The organism is Rhodovulum tesquicola, assembly GCF_024128855.1.
GTDB classification, from domain to species: Bacteria; Pseudomonadota; Alphaproteobacteria; order Rhodobacterales; family Rhodobacteraceae; genus Rhodovulum; species Rhodovulum tesquicola.
The window spans coordinates 19,367-36,458 of record NZ_JAMYDV010000020.1; the positions used below are offsets into that span (position 1 = coordinate 19,367).

General features: G+C 67.7%; 12 protein-coding genes and 1 tRNA gene. 5 read left to right on the forward strand and 8 right to left on the reverse strand.

Features of this window, described 5'->3' with window-relative positions; all coding sequences use genetic code 11:
• Positions 1–19: 19 nt before the first annotated feature.
• Positions 20–691, forward strand: a complete 672-nt coding sequence (locus tag NHN26_RS14150; RefSeq protein ID WP_253090055.1) for a cysteine hydrolase family protein — start codon at positions 20–22, stop codon at positions 689–691.
• A 12-nt stretch (positions 692–703) separates the two neighbouring features.
• Here NHN26_RS14150 and nadC read toward each other — a convergent pair whose 3' ends face one another.
• The 8 genes from nadC to repA form a co-directional block, all read right to left on the reverse strand.
• Positions 704–1,576, reverse strand: a complete 873-nt coding sequence (nadC, locus tag NHN26_RS14155) for a carboxylating nicotinate-nucleotide diphosphorylase (RefSeq protein ID WP_253090056.1) — start codon at positions 1,574–1,576, stop codon at positions 704–706.
• 24 nt (positions 1,577–1,600) lie between these two features.
• Positions 1,601–2,641: a quinolinate synthase NadA gene (nadA, locus tag NHN26_RS14160; RefSeq protein WP_253090057.1), complete on the reverse strand. Its 1,041-nt coding sequence runs from the start codon at positions 2,639–2,641 to the stop codon at positions 1,601–1,603.
• A gap of 178 nt (positions 2,642–2,819) precedes the next feature.
• Positions 2,820–4,025, reverse strand: a complete 1,206-nt coding sequence (acmB, locus tag NHN26_RS14165) for a methyl acetate hydrolase AcmB (protein ID WP_253090058.1) — start codon at positions 4,023–4,025, stop codon at positions 2,820–2,822.
• A 738-nt stretch (positions 4,026–4,763) separates the two neighbouring features.
• Positions 4,764–5,333: a hypothetical protein gene (locus NHN26_RS14170; RefSeq protein WP_253090059.1), complete on the reverse strand. Its 570-nt coding sequence runs from the start codon at positions 5,331–5,333 to the stop codon at positions 4,764–4,766.
• Between the two features lie 34 nt (positions 5,334–5,367).
• Positions 5,368–10,674 carry an ExeM/NucH family extracellular endonuclease gene (locus NHN26_RS14175; RefSeq protein WP_253090060.1) on the reverse strand — a complete coding sequence of 1,769 codons (5,307 nt, stop codon included), beginning with the start codon at positions 10,672–10,674 and terminating at the stop codon, positions 5,368–5,370.
• A 445-nt stretch (positions 10,675–11,119) separates the two neighbouring features.
• Positions 11,120–12,283 carry a plasmid replication protein RepC gene (gene repC / locus NHN26_RS14180; protein ID WP_253090061.1) on the reverse strand — a complete coding sequence of 388 codons (1,164 nt, stop codon included), beginning with the start codon at positions 12,281–12,283 and terminating at the stop codon, positions 11,120–11,122.
• Positions 12,284–12,464: 181 nt separating this feature from the next.
• Positions 12,465–13,403 carry a plasmid partitioning protein RepB gene (repB, locus tag NHN26_RS14185; protein ID WP_253090062.1) on the reverse strand — a complete coding sequence of 313 codons (939 nt, stop codon included), beginning with the start codon at positions 13,401–13,403 and terminating at the stop codon, positions 12,465–12,467.
• Complete coding sequence (gene repA, locus NHN26_RS14190; protein ID WP_253090063.1) at positions 13,393–14,583, reverse strand: plasmid partitioning protein RepA; 1,191 nt, start codon at positions 14,581–14,583, stop codon at positions 13,393–13,395. Before repA ends, repB begins: the two co-directional genes overlap by 11 nt.
• 315 nt (positions 14,584–14,898) lie before the next feature.
• Here repA and NHN26_RS14195 point away from each other — a divergent pair, with 315 nt between their 5' ends.
• From NHN26_RS14195 to NHN26_RS14210, 4 genes are all read left to right on the forward strand, one after another.
• Positions 14,899–15,381, forward strand: a complete 483-nt coding sequence (locus NHN26_RS14195; protein ID WP_253090064.1) for a hypothetical protein — start codon at positions 14,899–14,901, stop codon at positions 15,379–15,381.
• Positions 15,378–15,848 carry a hypothetical protein gene (locus NHN26_RS14200; RefSeq protein WP_253090065.1) on the forward strand — a complete coding sequence of 157 codons (471 nt, stop codon included), beginning with the start codon at positions 15,378–15,380 and terminating at the stop codon, positions 15,846–15,848. Before NHN26_RS14195 ends, NHN26_RS14200 begins: the two co-directional genes overlap by 4 nt.
• Entirely contained in the window at positions 15,836–16,891 is a 1,056-nt protein-coding gene (locus NHN26_RS14205; protein WP_253090066.1) for a CBASS cGAMP-activated phospholipase, read from the forward strand. Before NHN26_RS14200 ends, NHN26_RS14205 begins: the two co-directional genes overlap by 13 nt.
• A 116-nt stretch (positions 16,892–17,007) precedes the next feature.
• Positions 17,008–17,081: transfer RNA gene (locus tag NHN26_RS14210), tRNA-Cys, on the forward strand.
• The last annotated feature ends 11 nt before the right edge of the window (positions 17,082–17,092 follow it).

A 17,092-nucleotide genomic window follows, 5' to 3' on the forward strand; every position in this document is an offset into this window, starting at 1 on the left:
GCCCTTTCAGGAGGATCCCATGAGCTGGAAGACCGCCTTTCGCTCGTTCTACTACGAAACCGCCGACGCGCCCGAGGACATCGTCCTTCCACCCGCCGAGACCGTGCTGCTGGTGATCGACATCCAGAACACCTATCTGGAGCCGAAGGACACGCCCGGGGAAAACACCCGCTGGCAGCCCTTCTTCGACCGGATGCGCGAGGTGGTGATCCCCAACACCCGCGCGCTGCAGGACTGGGCGCGGGACGCGGGTATCGAGGTGATCCATGCCCGCATCGCCTGCCTCAAGGAGGACGGGCGCGACCGCTCGCTATCGCAGAAGAAACCGGGCTTCAACTACCTGCTTCTGCCCAAGGACCGCGCGGACAGCCAGATCGTGGACGCGGTCGGCCCGCGGGCGGACGAGATCGTGGTCACCAAGACCACCGACAGCGCGCTTACGGGGACCAACCTGCGCATGATCCTGCACAACATGGGCATCCGGCATGTGATCGTGGCGGGCATCTTCACAGATCAATGCGTCAGTTCCAGCGTGCGCAGCCTGGCCGATGAAAGCTTCGACGTCGTGGTGGTCGAGGATTGCTGTGCGGCGGCAACCGACGAGCTGCACCGCCATGAGCTGGCCGTCATCAACATGATCTACTGCCATGTCGTCAGCAGCGCCGAGGTCAGGGGGTTTCTCGCGCGCTGAGGCGCGCCCCTGTCAGGACCCGGTCGGCCCAGACTGGGCGTCGATGTCCAGCCCCAGATCCAGCGCCGGGGCCGAATGGGTCAGCGCGCCGGACGAGATGTAGTCGACCCCGGTTGCCGCGACCTCGGCGATGCGGTCGAGCCGCATGTTGCCCGATGCCTCGGTCACCAGGCGCCCCTCGACGCGGCGCACCGCCTCGGCAAGCTGGTCGGTGGTCATGTTGTCCAGCAGCACGACATCCGCCCCGCCGATCCGAAGGACGGTGTCGAGCTGGTCCAGCGTATCGACCTCGACCTCGATCTTCATCATGTGCGAGACGGCGGCGCGGGCGGCGGGCAGGACCCGGTCGAGCCCGCCACCCGCGGCGATGTGGTTGTCCTTGATCAGGATCGCGTCGGACAGATCGAAGCGGTGGCTGGAGCCGCCGCCATGCAGGACGGCCAGTTTCTCGACCATGCGCAGCCCCGGCGTGGTCTTGCGCGAGCAGGTGATGCGCGTGGCGGTGCCGCGCGTTTCGGCGACGAATCCGGCGGTCAGCGTGGCGATCCCCGACAGCCGCGCGGCAAAGTTCAGCGCGACGCGCTCGGCCGCCAGGATCGCGGCGGTCTCGCCCGTGACGCTCAGCAGGGTCTGCCCGGCGGCGCAGGGGGTCCCGTCGGCGGCAAGGGGCCGGATCGCAAGGCCCGGATCGACCAGCCGGAAGGCCAGCGCCGCGACCGCCAGCCCCGACAGCCGGCCCGCCTGCCGGGCGCGCAGATGGGCGGTGCAGGTGGTCCCCGGCGGGATCACCGCGCGGCAGGTGACATCGCCCATGCGGCCCAGATCCTCCAGCAGCGCGGCGCGGACGAGCGGTTCAAGGATCAGGTCGGGCAAGGGCGGGATCATGCGGGCACCTGCGGGCGGGGGGCGTCAGGCACGCCCGATCTCGATCATGCGCTCGACCGCGCGGCGGGCGGGGGCCACCAGGTCGGGGGCCACGGTGACCTCGCCCTGCATCGCATGCAGGCAGGCGAGGATTTTTTCCAGCGTGATCTTCTGCATGTGCGGACAGAGGTTGCAGGGCCGGGTCAGCGACACTTCGGGCAGTTCGGCCGCGATATTGGCCGCCATCGAGCATTCGGTGACCAGCAAGGCGTTGGACGGGCGGCGCGCCCGCAGCCAGGCGATCATCGCGGCGGTGGAGCCTGCGAAATCGGCCGCGTCCACCACGTCGGGCGGGCATTCGGGATGGGCGATCACGATGGCGTCGGGGTTCGCCGCGCGCCAGGCGCGCAGATCCTCGGGGGCAAAGCGGTCATGCACGATGCAGGTCCCGCCCGCCGGGATCACCCGCTTGCCGGTCTCGCGCGCGACATTGGCGGCAAGGTGGCGGTCGGGCGTCAGGATGACCGTGTCGCCCGGCATCGCCTCGACCACCTGCACCGCGTTGGCCGAGGTGCAGCACACATCCGACGCCGCCTTGATCGCCGCGGGCGTGTTGACATAGCAGACCACCGCCGCGCCGGGATGGGCGGCGCGCAGCGCCTCGATCTCGGTCAGGCTGGCGGCTTCGGCCAGCGAACAGCCTGCGGTGGCATCGGGGATCAGCACGGTCTTGCCAGGATTCAGCACCTTGGACGTCTCGGCCATGAAATGCACGCCCGCCTGCACGATCACCGCGGCCTCGACCCGGGTGGCCGCCTGCGCCAGTTGCAGGCTGTCGCCGACGATGTCCGAGACGCCGTGATAGATCTCGGGCGGCATGTAGCTGTGGCCCAGGATCACCGCGTTGCGCCGTTGCTTGAGCGCGTCGATCGCGAGGATCAGGGGCGCGTGGCGCGCCCAGTCCTCGGGCGGGATGACATGGGCGACACGGGCATAGCGGTCGCGCGTCGCCTCGAACTTGTCGGGCGACGGGGTCAGATCGTAGTGATCGGACAAGCTAACGGAAGCCGTAACGGTGTCGGACATTGCGCCCTCCTCGACTGGGATGTTAGCGCTATCGCGGCGGGCAACACCCCGTCCAGCATCCGGGCGCGCGACCATTTGGCGCAGCGCGGGGCACGCGCGATCCGGCAAGGACGCATCGTCATGGCCGCGGGCCTTGCGCCGGGGACCGCCGCCGACGGACCGGCGGCGGCCGGGGGCGTCACGCGACACGGGAATGGCGCAGGTTGCGGTAGAACGCGGTTTCGAAATCGAGATAGCCGCCAAAGGAGACCGGATCGCCGAAAGGCAGGATCTGGGTGGCCCAGAAGCCGCCGAAGCCGTTCTGCCGGTCGATCCAGTAGAACAGGTTAGCCAGCCCCGCCCAGCCGATGGCCCCGGCGGGCCGCCCGGTCGGGGCCTCTTCCTGGTTGACCATGAAGGTCAGGGACCAGCCTTTCTTCAGCCCCGGGAAGAACTCGGCATCGTTGGAGAGCGACGGGATCACGCCGGGCAGCATCACCACCTGCTGATGCGGCTGAAGCCCGTTCTGCACCGCCATCGCGACGGTTTCGGGTTTCAGCACGCGACCCTGCGGCCCCATCCCGTCATTCAGCCACATGCGGATGAACTTCATGTACTCGCCCACCGTGCCGTAAAGCCCGTGCCCGGCCATGTCGATCTCGGGATTGTCGGGCAGCGCGAAATCCAGCGGCGTCAGCGACCCGTCCGCGCCGCGGGCATGGACGGTTGCGGTGCGCGCCTTCATCTCCGCGCTGCGGGTAAAGGCCATGTCGGTGATGCCCAGCGGCGCGAAGACGTGGTCCTTCAGGACCTCGGACAGCCGCTTGCCGCGGATGCCCTCGACCACCTGGCCCGCCCAGTCGATATTGCTGCCATATTCCCATTTCTCGCCGGGATCGAACAGCAGCGGCGTCATCAACGCCTCGCGGCTGGCCGTCACGACCGAGGGCTGGCCATGTTCGGCGGCCATCTTCAGGTAGTCGCGGTTGAAGAAATCATAGCCGAAGCCGGCCGTGTGCAGCAGCAATTGCCGCGTGGTGATGTCGGATTTCGGCGGCCTGAAGCGCGGGACGCCGCCCGGTCCGAACCCCTCGAGCACCTGCAATTCGCCCAGACCGGGGGCATAGTCCCTGGCCGGGGCGTCGAGATCGAGCAGCCCCTCCTCGACGCATTGCAGCACCGCGGTCCCGCCGATCGCCTTGGTGGTCGAGAAGATGGCAAAGACCGTGTCGGTCGTCATCGCCGTTCCTGTCGCAAGGTCGCGTGCCCCCCGCGCGCCCTCGTAGACATTGCCCTGCCGGTCGGTGAGCATCGCCACCACACCCGGCACGCGCGCCGCCATCTCGCCCTGCGTCACGCCGTCGAGCACGGCATCGAAGGCGGGTTTCCATCCGTTGGTGTTCATCCTTTCCTCCCTTTGACGTCTGTTCCGCCCCGGCGGTTCCCGGCGCAGGGGCCTTCGTCCGGTGCAATCCGGTCCCTTCATGCACGGTCCCGGCCAGTCCGGCGCAGGTCCGGCGATGGCTGCCAAGGCCGCAGCATAGGACATAACCCGCCGCGCCTTGCCGGGAAGATCCGCGCCCGGCTGCGACGTCACCAGCGGCGGGTTGGCGGCGGCGTCACGAGGGCGAGCCGCTCGGCCTGCCGGTCGGGACGGCCGGGAAGCGGGCGCCTCATCGGGAATCCGGAAATCAACGGCTCGTCGAGTCCAACCCGCAGAAACCGCGTTTATTGCGGATTACATATGCCTTTCCGGAACAAGGCGTTTCCCGGCCCCTGCATCACCCTCGCCCGGCACGTCGCACCGGGCGCGTTGCGGGGCGCAGATCTGCCCTTTTCGGTCGAAACGGCCGCAGATCGGCCAGCACAGGCGTCCGGCACGCCCCTTGCATGCGATGAGAAACGACCGTTTACTGCCGACATATCAAATTGCAAAATGACCGCGCCGCGGCACCGTCCCGCCCGATCCGCGGCTCGACCCTCCGCGGGGAATGCGCCAGGGCCGGTTTCGCCGGACCGCGTCCGGTCAGCCGGTTCAGGAGAGGTTCAACGGCCCTGCGGCCTGTGCCGGGCGGCGTCCGGGGGGGGCCATGCCGCCTTTTCGAGGCGCTGGCCGAACGGCGTGAGCGGCCCCCCCTTTCCGTCAGGCCCCCGCGCGGCGGCGCAGGACCAGCATCGCCCCCAGCCCCGCCAGCAACAGCGGCAGCCCCGCGGGCAGCGGAATCGGCGCAAGCTGGCCTTCGCCCGTGGCCACGACCTTATAGACCTCGCCGCTCTCCAGCCCGGCCAGCGGATCGGCGCCCACCTCGGTGTTGAAGAACAGCTCGACGCGCAGCGCGTCGCCGAACAGCGCCGCGGCGCTGCCGGTCAGCATGTCGAAGACCAGCGTCAGCAGATCCTCCTCGGCGGAAACCGAGGCCAGCAGACCGCCGAGGAACAGATCGGCCCCCTCGTAGAGATCGAGAAAGCCGTCCAGCGTGCCGTAGGGGTCGGCCTGGTCGAAGACCAGCGCCAGATCGGCGGTCAGGGCCGCCGAAAGCCCCGACCCGTTCACCAGCGCATCGGCGCCGAACAGCGTCAGGTCGCCCGTGCCGTCAAAGACGGTGAACGCGGCCTCGCCATCGGGCAGGTCGATGATCGGCGCGGCGCCCGCGGACAGGGCCGGGAAGGCGGCCGCCAGCGAGAGCGCGAGCGAAGCAAGCAGGTTGCGCATGTTCTTGTACCCTTTCACGTTTTCAAACCGCCGCTCACGCGACCGCCCAGGAGAAGTTGTCGATGAAGGTGATGTTGTCCACATCGACGCCCGCGCCCTGGATATAGATCGCGTCGTTCATGCCCAGCGGATCGTCCAGATAGACCACCACGCTGGACCCGGCCTTCTGGATGCTGGCCACGCTGACCCCCGCACCCAGCCCGATCGCGTCCACGCCGATCTCGTAATCGAGGATCGTGTCACGCTCGCGCACGCCGTTCAGGGTCTCGTCGCCGAAGAAGAAGACATCGGCCCCTGCCCCGCCCGTCTGGGTGTCGAAATTGCCCGCCCCGCTGACGATCACGTCATCGCCATCGGTGCCCACCAGCCGGTCGCGGCCCGCGCTGCCGAAGACGAAGTTGAACTCGGGCTCGTCGATCACGGTATCCGCGCGCCATTGCAGGTTCTGGATCCGCGCATCGCTGTCGCGGCCCGCATCCTCGATGGCAAAGGCGGTTTCGGGCGTGGCATGGTTGGCCGCCAGATATTCGGCAAAGGCATCCTGTTCGGTGCCGTTGTCGGCAAAGACCGCCACGCCGTCGCGCAGACCGTCGGCCACCCCGTCGCCATCCAGATCGGTCAGGTTGACCCGGTTCGTCGCCGCCCCGGTCGGGAAGGGATAGCCGTCCCCGCCATCGGCGAGGAAGCCCAGCGTCACGATCCGCACCGTGGCCGAGCCATCGCCCACCAGCACGCCGTCGCGCATCAGGACATCCAGATCCTTGCCGTCCGCGTCGGTGATCGCGGCATTGACGATCCGCGCCCCCACCGGCTGCGAGGGGTCATGGCTGAACTGCACGCCCGAGACCTGCGGGAACTGGCCCGCCGCGCCCGGCAGACCGGCAACGCCATGTTCCAGCAGCGCCACCAGTTCGGCCCGGGTGACGGTCAGCAGCGTCAGGTCGTTGTTGAAGGCCAGCGACGCCTTGATGTCGGCCTCGGAAATGCCGCCCTCGGGCTTGATGACATTGCCCGCGCTGTCGGTGATCTCGCCATTGGCCTGGCGCACGAAGCCGGTGCCGCCCGGGGGCACCACCGTCTCGCCGATCGAGGCGCGGATGCCGCCGCCATTCTTGATCGAGACCATCACGCTGTCATCGAATTGCCGTGCATAGGCAAGGTTGGCATCCGCCGTCAGGTTGCCCAGGTTGGTTTCCTGCACCCGCACCCCGTCGGGATCGCTGCCCGAGGCCGTGCCCGAGCGGTTGCCGTTCAGGAAGACCGAGGAGATCCCGAAGACATTGCCCTCGGTCGCGATGATCTGGGCCTCGATGGCCTCAACGATGGCGGCCACCTCGGGATCGACCATCCCCTCGGCTCCCAGCGCCGCAACGCCCGCATTGTCGGTGGCATAGGCCCCCGAGACGGAGGGATCGTAGCTTTCGGGGATGATCCGGCCCTCGGCGTCGAAGTCGATGACCAGGCGGCCGACATATTTGTAGCTGCCATCGGTGTTCACCACCGCGGTCACCCCGCCATCGGCATTGTCGACGAAGATCGGATAGGTTCCCTGCACGCTGTCGCCGTCGATCACGCGGTCATCTTCATCGAACAGCCGCGTGTTCGACCCGCCCGCGACGATCACGTCGACACCCGACAGGCGGCCCGCCAGCGCGACCTCGATGTTCAGGACCTGCATATGCGCCAGCAGGATGACCTTGTTCATTTCGGGGCTGGCGGCCAGCAGCGCGTCGACCTCTGCCTGGATGATCGCGGCCAGCGCGTCCAGTTCGGCCTCGGTCGGCGTGGTTCCGGCCCAGACCGGCGCGATGGTCACGTTGCCGGGGCTGGAGATGCGGCCCAGCGTCGGCGTGACGGCGCCCACGACGCCGATCGGTTCGCCATTCACGTCGATCACGGTCGAGGAGGTGATCGAATTGGGCAGCGGCGCCTGCCCGCCCTGCACCGCAAGCGGGGCAAGGTTGGCATCGGTCGTGACGTCGAGATTGACCCCGAGATAGGGCATCGCCGTGCCGCCGAAATCCAGCCCGTCCAGCGCCGTGCCCGACAGGGACGAGAAATCGCCCGGCGCCGCGCCGCTGATCAGACCGGCCAGAACCGCGGTGCCCTTGTCGAACTCGTGATTGCCGAAGGCGACGGCCTGGAAGCCCATCTCGTTCTGGATCTGGATATCCGCGATCCCGCCCGAGCCGAAGGCCGCGGCCGAGGCGTCGAAGAACACGCCCGGAATGAACGCATCCCCCGAGGCCAGCCGGATCGTGTTGTCCGCAAGCCCGTCATTGCCCAGGTCCTGCTCCTCCAGCGCGTTCAGCACCGCCGAGGCGTTGGGCGCGTAGAGGATCGAGCTGCCCGAGGCCTCCTGGTCGGCCATGTGCAGGATTTCCAGCGTGTAGACCATCGGCGCGATGCCGAAATCGAGCCCGACAAGGATCGGGTCATGGTCCGAGGACCGGAACGCATCATCGCTGTAAAGCGCGGGGTTGCGGCCGAAATCCAGATTGTAGTCGAAGGCGTCCGGCTCGTCGGCATTGATGTTCCAGTAGGCCGCGCCGGTCACCTTGGCCGTCAGCCCGCCCGAGGCCAGCGCATAATCCAGCGTGCCGGTCTGGCCGTCGAAGACATAGCTGATGCCGTCGGGGTCATGGACCGCGCCCAGATCGGTGTAATCGTCCGCCGTGCCGGAGACGCCATCGGCGCCGCGCAGGATCGTCGTGATCGGGTCTTCCTTCCGGTAGGCGTTCAGATCGCCCAGGATCAGGATGTCGTCCTCGCCCGTGCCGGTCGGATCGCCGGCCAGCCAGTCGACCAGCGCCTCGGCCGCCAGGGTGCGCACGGTGGAACTGGCCCCCTGCCCGTCCCCGATGTCGATATCGCCGCCCACGGCCGAGCCCTTGGATTTCAGATGGGTGACCACGGCGGTAAAGCTTTCGCCCGAGGCGATCTCGGTGAAGGTCTGCGCCAGCGCCGGACGCTGCACGCCGACACTGGCGAAGCGGGCATCCACGGTTTCGTCCAGCAGGGCGAAATCGCCGTTCAGCGTGACGGTGGTGGTGTCGTAGATGAACGCCACCTTGATCGCGTCGCCTTCGAGCACGCCGCCCATCGCGCCCTCGATCGGGCCGGTCTCGACATGGGCATAGCTGCCGCCCGCCGCGTTCAGCGCCGAGACCAGCGCGATCAGCGAGGTCGAGCCCATCGGATCGTTCTCGATCTCGATCAGGCCGATCACATCCGCCGCAACCGCCTTGATCGCGGCCACGAGTTTCGCCTCCTGCCGCTCGAACTCGGCCACCGAATTGGCGCCGCGCGGGGAAAGCGTGCCATCGGGGCCGGTCGTGCCGGTGATGGTGGTGAAATAGTTCAGCACGTTGAAGGCCGCGACCTTCAGGGTCCCCCCCACATCCGGCGGCGTCGCCTCGCGCGGGTTGGTCTGGATCAGGGTGCCTTCGCTGGGCAGGTGGATGCGATATTCGGGCTCTTCGCTGGAGGAGGCGGAATCCTCGGAATAGCCGAGAACGCCGGTCAAGCCGGTATAGACATCGCCCATCCGGAACACGTCGCCGCCGTCCAGACGCCCGTCCGCGCCCAGAAACGGCACCAGCAACTCGGCCGGGTTCTGCACGTTCAGCCCGTCATCCAGCACCAGCGAGCGCGCGGCGACCTGTTTCAGGTGCTCCTGATAGCCCTCGACGCTGGGCTCGTTGACCTGGGTAAAGGTCTCGATCCGTCCATCCGAGGTCAGCCGGATCGTGCCGAAGCGGTCGAGCTGGAACAGTTCGCTGACCGTCATCTCCTGCGGGATGGTGACGCGCATCCCCTCATAGGCTTCCAGATTGGCGACGTAATCGCCATCCGCATCGCGCAGCACCGTGGCGGTGGGGAAGCTCAGGACCACCGCCTGGGGCAGGTCATGGCCGCCCGACTCGACGCTGACCGAGGACGCGGCGATCCGCGTCTCGCCGAACTGTTCCTGCACCACGCCCGCGACGGTGACCAGATCGCCGACCGCAACCGCGGCGGTTGCGGCGACGAAGATCCCCTCGGACGACCAGGGGTCGTCATCGGCATCGGCATCCTCTTCCTGGATGTAGAACCCGCCCAGCCCCGGCAGGACCTGGGTCACGACGGCCTGCACCCGCACCGACTCGCCCAGCATCGGGCTTTCATCCGCCGCGCCCGGCACCCCGACCAGCGTGCCGTCGGCAAGGTTGGTCGAGCCTTGAACCTGATGGATCTTCACGTCCTGATAGGCATCCTCGTCGATGGCGAAGGTCCCCGCCCGGGGATTGTTCACGGCGGGATCGTTGTTGAAGTCGAGGATGCGGAAATCCGCGGCCGTGTCGGTATCGGCACCGTCCACCACGCGCGCCGCCCCCGCAGGCAGGAAGGTCCCGTCCGGCCCGACCACCGGCGCGTCGAAGAAGAACGTGTCCCCTGCCCCGCCATCGGTGATGCCGACCGCGTCCAGCACAATCTCGGCGCCGCTGACCGTGCCGCCGGTGATCGAGGCGGTCTCGACCAGCGCCAGCGTGTAGCTGCCGTTCTCGATGAAGTTCAGCGGGATATCCGCGTTCGGCGTGGCGCCATATTCGCCGGCCACCAGCGCGTTGCCCACAAGGAAGAACCCGTTCTCGCCGAGGGCGTGATCGTCGGCGAAATCGAACCGCGCGTCGATCTGGCCGATCGCGCTGCCTGCATCGCCCTCGACCACGATCAGGCTGAGGCCCGCCAGCGACTGGCCGGGCTGGCCGAAGAGTTCGACATATTCGACATCCGTGCTGACGGTCGAGCCGAGCACCGCGTTGATCACCAGCTTCTGCGCGGTGCCGTAGGTGCCCAGCGGGAAGGGTGTCGCCGCACCGGCATTCGAGGTCTGATTGTCATTGGCATCCTTGCCCGAGAACAGCCATTCGGACGGGTCGAAGATGGCGCTGGGGGTCGCGCCGGGCTTGCGATAGGCCCAGCCATCCTCGTAATCCCAGACCGTGCCGGTGCCGTCCAGATTCGGGTCGCCGAACAGATCGACCACCACGCCGCCGAGGAACAGTTCGATCGCGTCATCGCCATTGATCGAGGCCGCGGCGGAGGTGAAATCGGGCGCGAAGCCGAAATAGGCGGAAAACCCGGTGCTTTCGGTCGCGACATAGATATGGCTGCCGCGGCTGGCCGGGATCGCGGGGAAGGTGAATTCCTGCCCGTCCGTGCCGCCCCCGTTATTGGCCGAGCCAAGCCCGTAGACCGACAGATCGGCAATATCCTCGAGGACGTAAAGCTCGATGGCCTTGGGCAGGCCGCCCGCAAGCGGGCCGTCGAAGATACCGGTGATCAGCAAGCTGGACATGAGAACCCCTGTTGTTCGCGCTGACAAAAGCAATCATGGGGCATAGCGGCGATTGTTAACGATTTATGAACCGGTATTCGAAGCTTTCCTGACAGTTTGATGACGGCGGCCAGCGCGGCGGCATGAAAGTTGACAGCCGCAACCGTGGGCGGGTGGGGCCGTTCGGGCGGCGGTCCCGGCGGTCAGGTGGGCGGAACGCGAGAAAGCCTGCGGGTTTCGGCCGAAAATGCCGCAAGATATTGTTTTTAAGGCATATTAGCGCCGTTCTGGCCGTCATGCGGGACCTTTGGACGAGCCCCCTGCCCTTTCGCGGGATTGCATCGAGGACAAGCCCCTGATCTTGCGGTTTCGCTGGTTGCATTGGTGGGACCAGCTCGCGGGATGCGCGGGCAGACAAGGTCCGGGCCAGACTTGACGACCGGGGGGCAAGTTGACAGCTGTCAACTCACGCGGCCTTCGGCCGCAGCAGGGCCATCACCATCGGTCCGGGCGAGAAGGACCCATCGGCCGCCTTGCGGGACAGCGCGCGGAGATAGCCGCCGGGCGACTGGATGTCCGAGACCCGTTGAAGGATGGCGGCTAGGGTGATGGCTGCCACCTCTGGCCCCATGTCGCGTTGTGCCTCTGTCCAGGCGTCGGGGCTGATGCCCATCATGCCGCGGACGAAACCGGCCAGCGCAACAAGCTCCTGCCAATGCCGGGGTGCGGTGGGGGCGTAGTCGAGGATATCGGGACAGGCCTTCAGCACAAGCGCTAGCGGCAGGGCAGGGGGGCTCGATCCCTGTTCCGGTGTCCTGGCCTTCGCGGTTTCACGGCAGGATTCAAATTCAAGTATATTGGTGTCTGAATTCTGATAGTGCCGCTCATTTTCGCGGTCATTGCCGCCCATTTCGTCTGTTTCGGTCAGCAGGGCGGTCAGGTCGTCCCTGAGTCTCGCGAGCGTGTCGCGCAGGATTTCCAGTTCGGCGAAGGCAAGCTTTCGGCGCATCGCGCGCTGGATATCGTGAAGGCGGAGGTTCAGCGCGTCCCAGTTGCCTTGCAGGCCCGCCTGCTGGGCGTATTCGGCCAGCTTGATGGCGTCGCGCTTCATCAGGGTCACGTCCTCGCGCAGGCGGCGCATCCGGTCGGCAGCGGCGCGCGCCTCGGCGGCGGCATGGGTGATGCGGCGGGCCTGGACCAGCAGGGGGCGCAGGTCGAAGCCGAAGGCCCGGGCGATGGTGCCGTTGGGGCCACGGGCGGCGTAGCGCTTTCCGTTGGGGCTGTCATGGCGGGCGATCAGGCCCGCGGCGACAAGGGCCGCGAGGTGACGGCGCAGGGTGCTTTCGGCCATGCCATGCGCGCGCTCGGACAGGGCCGCGTTCGACGGAAAGACGATCAGCGGCGCGGTCTCGGACAGGATCGTGCCGGGGTGAAAGCTGATCAGCGCGTTCAGCACCGTCAGATCGCGGTCGCTGATCCCGAATGCGGCGCGGGCGGCGCAAAGCTCGCGGAAAAGTTCCCATTTGTCGAATTCGGGAAGGCTGGCGGGGCGGCGGGCCTCGCGTACCTGTTCCAGCAGGGCAGCCGTCACCGGCCGCCGCCCGAAGGGCGTCGTTGTCAGATGCTCCATCACGTTTCACGAAGGCAAGATTTTTCGTCCGCCGCAACGACGCCTGTTGACAGCTGTCAACTCATGGCCCAAGATCGGAGGTGCTAGACAACGATTGGGGCCTCTCGGGATACGTCTCGGGGGGCTTCTTCTTTGGTCCTGCCTTTACTGTGCCTCCTTTGTCATTGCGCTGCTCTTGCTCTCACTTCCCGCGGGCGGTGGACCACTCGCGGTGAAGACGGGCGAGGTTCTCGACGAGCCAGTCCTCGAACCCCTCGGCTGTCCGGTTCTCGACGCTGACGACCGTGGTGCCGCGCTTGCGCGCGACGCGGGCCAATGCCGCGCCATCCTGGGTGCGCACGGTCTGGGGCGGCGGGGCAGGGGGGCGGGGGCGGACCAGCGCGGCCATCACCGCCTCGAAGCGGGCATCCGAGGTCTCGCCCTTCGCGGCCTCTGTCAGGTCGCGGCCCCTGATCCGGTCGGCCAGCGCCACCCAGCGGTCCCGCCCGATGCCCGGCGCCGAACCGATCGCCTCGATCAGCGCGACGGGCACCCGGTCGGCGACGGAAAGCATACGGGAAATCAATGTCTTGTCGACATGAAGGGCATCGCAGATCACCTTGCGGTCATAGCCCGCATCGCGCATCTGGCGGGCGAAATTCGCCCGTTCGATAAAGGTCAGATCGCGCCTTGCGGCATTTTCCTGACCCTGGGCGATCACCAGTTCGCGGTCGTCCAGCACCCGCACCATCGCCTTGACCGGCATGTGCAGCGCCCTGAGCGCGGCGACGCGGCGCCGGCCATAGACCACCTCGTAGCGTTCGGCATCGTTCGGGTTCGGCCGCAGCAGGACCGGCACCTGCTGGCCGTAAAGGCGGATCGACTCGATCAGCTGGTCGAGATCGGGGTCTTCGTGGTCGAGCCGGTCGCGAAAGCCGCCCTGGTCGATCATCCGGGGATCGACCTCGGAGATCGAGCGGGATTTCAGCTCGGCGATGGACTGGCTGACCGCGCCGATCGCGCCCTTGGAATAGCGCGGCCGCGCGGCGTCGATGCGGGCCGGGGCAGGGGCGGCGGGCGGGGTCTCGGGTTCGGCCGATTTCGTTTCGATCAGGCCCTTCAGCAGATCCTTACGCGCCATCGCCGCGCCCCCATGCATTCTGGACCAGCGCCTCGATCTCGCCATTGACGGCGTTGAGGCTTTCGATCGCGCGCTCGTAGGTCGAGCGGGTGAACTGGGTCTTTTCCACCTCGTAGAGCGTCTGCTTGGTGATCCCGGCATCCGAAATGGCGGTGGATTTCAGCATCGGGTGATTCAGCACATGATCGCCGAACATCGAGCGCATGAAGCTGACCATCTGGTTCTGCGGCCCGTCGCCGGGTTCGTAGCGGGTGATGAGATAGCGCAGCCAGTCATAGGACATGTCCGCGCCCGCCTCGGACACGACACCCAGCAGGTTCGAGACCATCAGCAGGAACTGGCACATCGACATCACGTCCAGCATCTGCGGATGCACCGTCACCAGCACGGCCGTCGCCGCCGACAGCGCGGACATGGTCAGGAATCCCAGCTGCGGCGGGCAATCGATCACCACCACGTCATACTCCGCCTCGACCTGGGCCAGGGCGTCGCCGACACGGGTGAAGAAGAAGCTGCCCGACCGGTTGGCGAGTGCGCGCGGCGTCTCGTGCTCGAACTCCATCAGGTCGAGATTGCCGGGGATGATGTCGAGATTGGTGAAATAGGTCTTCTGGATGACCTGGGCCAGCGGCGCGGGCTCGTCATAGCGGATCGCATCGTAAAGCGTGCCGCCGTCCAGCAGGTCGAATTCGGGCTGGAAGCCGTGCAGCGCCGACAGGCTGGCCTGCGGGTCCAGATCGACCGCCAGCACGCGGTAGCCGTCCAGCGCCATCTTCTGCGCCAGATGCGCGGCGGTGGTGGTCTTGCCCGAGCCGCCCTTGAAGTTGATGACGGTGATGACCTGCAGGTGATCGCCATTGCGTCGGCCGGGAAGATAGGTGCCGGGGCTCTTGGCGCCCGCCTCCAGCAGCCTGCGCAGGGACTGGATGTCCTCGGGCGTGTAATAGCGCCGCCCGTTGCCGCGAATCTCGGGGCTTGGGCCCTTGCCGTCCAGATGCAGCTTGCGCAGGTAGGCATCCTTGACGCCCAGCAATTGCGCGGCCTCGCCAGAGGTGAACTTGCGCAGGGTGCGTCTGGCGTCCGGCGGGAAGAGCTGTGCCCTATGTGCCTGCAATCGCTCGGAAAGTTTCTGAGCATGTTCCCCGACCAGCAGGTCGATGCGTTCTTGCCTGTATGCCATTCTTGCCCTCGGCCCCGGAACCGTTTGTTACGGTTTCCCGCGTTTTGTTCCGTTTGTAGCGTATATTACTGGCCGAGGGATGGGATTCGGGCAAGCCTTTTCTGTATCTTGTGTGACAGGCGGGGACAGCCACAAGACCGGTGCGGCCGGGGCGGGGTCGGAGCCGGGGCGCCGTGGGCCGGGCCCAAGCCCTGTCCACATTGACAGACCGCCATCATAGGACCATATTAACCGGACATATGACCACATGAAGGACCGGCCGTTCCGGCAGGGTTCGACTGGTCGGTTCCGGACACGCCACCCATGACATTCTCCATGCAAGACGACGACGACAGCCCGGTTTCAACGCCCACCGATATCGGCCGGACTCTGGGCCGCGCGCTGGTCGAGCACGGGCTCGACGACCGTCACGCCGCCCGGCTGGCCATGGTGGCGAACGCGGTCTTTGCGGGCGGGCAGGCGGCGCGCATCACCGCGCTCAAGGCAAATCCCGGTCGGCTGATCGACCTGAGTGCGGAAAGCGGGCCGCAGCGCGTGGCCGATGCCAAGAGCCGCGACCGGCGCGAGGCGATGGTCGTCGCCAGCGAGGACATGGAACTGCTGATCGAGACGCTGGCGCGCGCGGTCGAGCCGCGCTTTGCCTCGGGCCGGGAGCTGTGCGCGCGCTTTGCCCATGACCGGCCCGCAACCCGGGCCGCGCTGGCCCCGCCCGACGAGGCGGCGCATGTCACGCCCACGCTGGCCGAGGCGCTGCATGGACGGCGCGCGGGGGCAGGGCAGGGCGCCGGGGTAGAATGATCATCCTGGGCGCCCAGCCGACGATGCAATTCGTCGACGGCAACGGCGCGCTGCCCGTCTTTCGCCATCTTGCGGACACCAACGCCCGGGTCGCGCTGACCGCACCGGGGCTGACCTATGCCGCGGATGTCATCGCCACCCAGCCCGAGCCCGACCGCACGACCCTGACAAACAGCCTGGACGACATCCTGCGGCAATGCCGTCCGCCCGAGGGGCCGGGTCTGGATGCGCCGGTGGCGGCCTACAAGTTCCTGCCTTTCGGGCTGGACGAGATCGAGGCCTTTCCCCCGATCGCGCGCGCATTGGCGGGGGCGGGGCTGGCGCGCGGCACGCTGGAGATCCAGATCCTTGCCATCGCGCGCACCGTCGACCTGCCGCTTGCGCTGCTCGACGGGCCTCGGGACCGGGACATGCTCGCGGCGCTGGGGGCGGCGGGCTTCCATCTGCAGGCCGTATGGATCGGCTGAACGATCCCGGCGCACTTGCCCCGCCGCGCGCTGCCACGATCCTGGCCCTGAAGGGCGGCGGCTATATGGGCCTTTACACCGCGCATCTGCTGGCCCGGCTGGACGCCTTTCGCCGCGCGCGAGGCATGCAAGGCACGCTGGCCGACAGCGTCGAGGTGATCGCGGGCACCTCGGTCGGTGCGATCCTGGCCGCGGGCCTGGCGGCCGGGCTGTCGCCCGCGCGCCTTGTCGATCTGATCGAGACCGAAGGGCTGCGCATCTTCCCGCGCCGGTCGGTCCTGCACCGCGCGCCCGGCCTGATCCGTGCGCGGTTCTCGCCCGGTCCCCTGCGCGAGGTGCTTGAGACCGCGCTTGGGCCGATCACGCTGGGCGATCTGCGCCATGTGCTGGTGATCCCGGCGGTGAACGAGACGCGCGGCCGTGCGGTGCTGTTTCGCAGCCACGACCCCGCCCAGCACCATCTGCGGCTGGTCGATGTGGTGCTGGCCTCGGCTGCGGCCCCGCTATACTTTCCGCGCCATGCGATCGGGGGCGAGTTCTTCACCGATGGGGGGCTGGCCGCGAACGGTCCGGCGCTGGCCGCCGCACTGGACCTGCGTGCGGTTTTCGGGGTGCCGGTCGACTGCCAGAGCGTGCTGTCCCTTGGCACGACGCTGGCCGCGCCGCGTCCGCACCCGGCCCGCGCGCGGGCGGCCTGGGGGGCGCTGGACTGGCTCTGGCGGGGCAACCGGCTGCTGGACCTGCTGCTGGGCGGGCAGGTCGATCTGCAGACCGATCTGCTGCGCAGTCTCGGACCCCGCCGCCTGATCGTTCTGGACGAGGAACTGGGCCCCGGGGAGGCCGATGCGGTCCATCTGGTCGATGCGGGGCTTGACGCCCGCGCCACGCTGGCCGAGGCCGCCGCCCGCACCGCTGCCCGCATCCCCCCCGACCTGCGCGAGGACCTGGACCGCCTGCTGGCCCGCCGTGCCCGCCGGCTGGCCTTTGTCACCGTGCCCGGCGCCCTCCGTTCCCGGCCCTGCCTGATCCCGCCCGAGGCGTGATCCGGCCCCGGGGTCGGGTGGCCGGCGGGTGATGGCCTTGTCGGCGGGGATCGGCATCGCGACGACGGATAACCGCTTGACGGGCGCCGAGCACAAACCTAAGCATGGCGGCGCTTGGCGAGTTGGCGGAGTGGTTACGCAGCGGATTGCAAATCCGTGTACGCCGGTTCGATTCCGGCACTCGCCTCCATTTACTTTCAA

Coding starts and splice junctions, on each gene's coding strand:
- nadA (WP_253090057.1), bottom strand. CDS start 2,641: ATGTCCGACACCGTTACGGCTTCCGTTAGCTTGTCCGATCACTACGAT.
- NHN26_RS14170 (WP_253090059.1), bottom strand. CDS start 5,333: ATGCGCAACCTGCTTGCTTCGCTCGCGCTCTCGCTGGCGGCCGCCTTC.
- repB (WP_253090062.1), bottom strand. CDS start 13,403: ATGGCGCGTAAGGATCTGCTGAAGGGCCTGATCGAAACGAAATCGGCC.
- repA (WP_253090063.1), bottom strand. CDS start 14,583: ATGGCATACAGGCAAGAACGCATCGACCTGCTGGTCGGGGAACATGCT.
- NHN26_RS14205 (WP_253090066.1), top strand. CDS start 15,836: ATGGATCGGCTGAACGATCCCGGCGCACTTGCCCCGCCGCGCGCTGCC.
- NHN26_RS14150 (WP_253090055.1), top strand. CDS start 20: ATGAGCTGGAAGACCGCCTTTCGCTCGTTCTACTACGAAACCGCCGAC.
- NHN26_RS14175 (WP_253090060.1), bottom strand. CDS start 10,674: ATGTCCAGCTTGCTGATCACCGGTATCTTCGACGGCCCGCTTGCGGGC.
- repC (WP_253090061.1), bottom strand. CDS start 12,283: ATGGAGCATCTGACAACGACGCCCTTCGGGCGGCGGCCGGTGACGGCT.
- NHN26_RS14200 (WP_253090065.1), top strand. CDS start 15,378: ATGATCATCCTGGGCGCCCAGCCGACGATGCAATTCGTCGACGGCAAC.
- nadC (WP_253090056.1), bottom strand. CDS start 1,576: ATGATCCCGCCCTTGCCCGACCTGATCCTTGAACCGCTCGTCCGCGCC.
- NHN26_RS14195 (WP_253090064.1), top strand. CDS start 14,899: ATGCAAGACGACGACGACAGCCCGGTTTCAACGCCCACCGATATCGGC.
- acmB (WP_253090058.1), bottom strand. CDS start 4,025: ATGAACACCAACGGATGGAAACCCGCCTTCGATGCCGTGCTCGACGGC.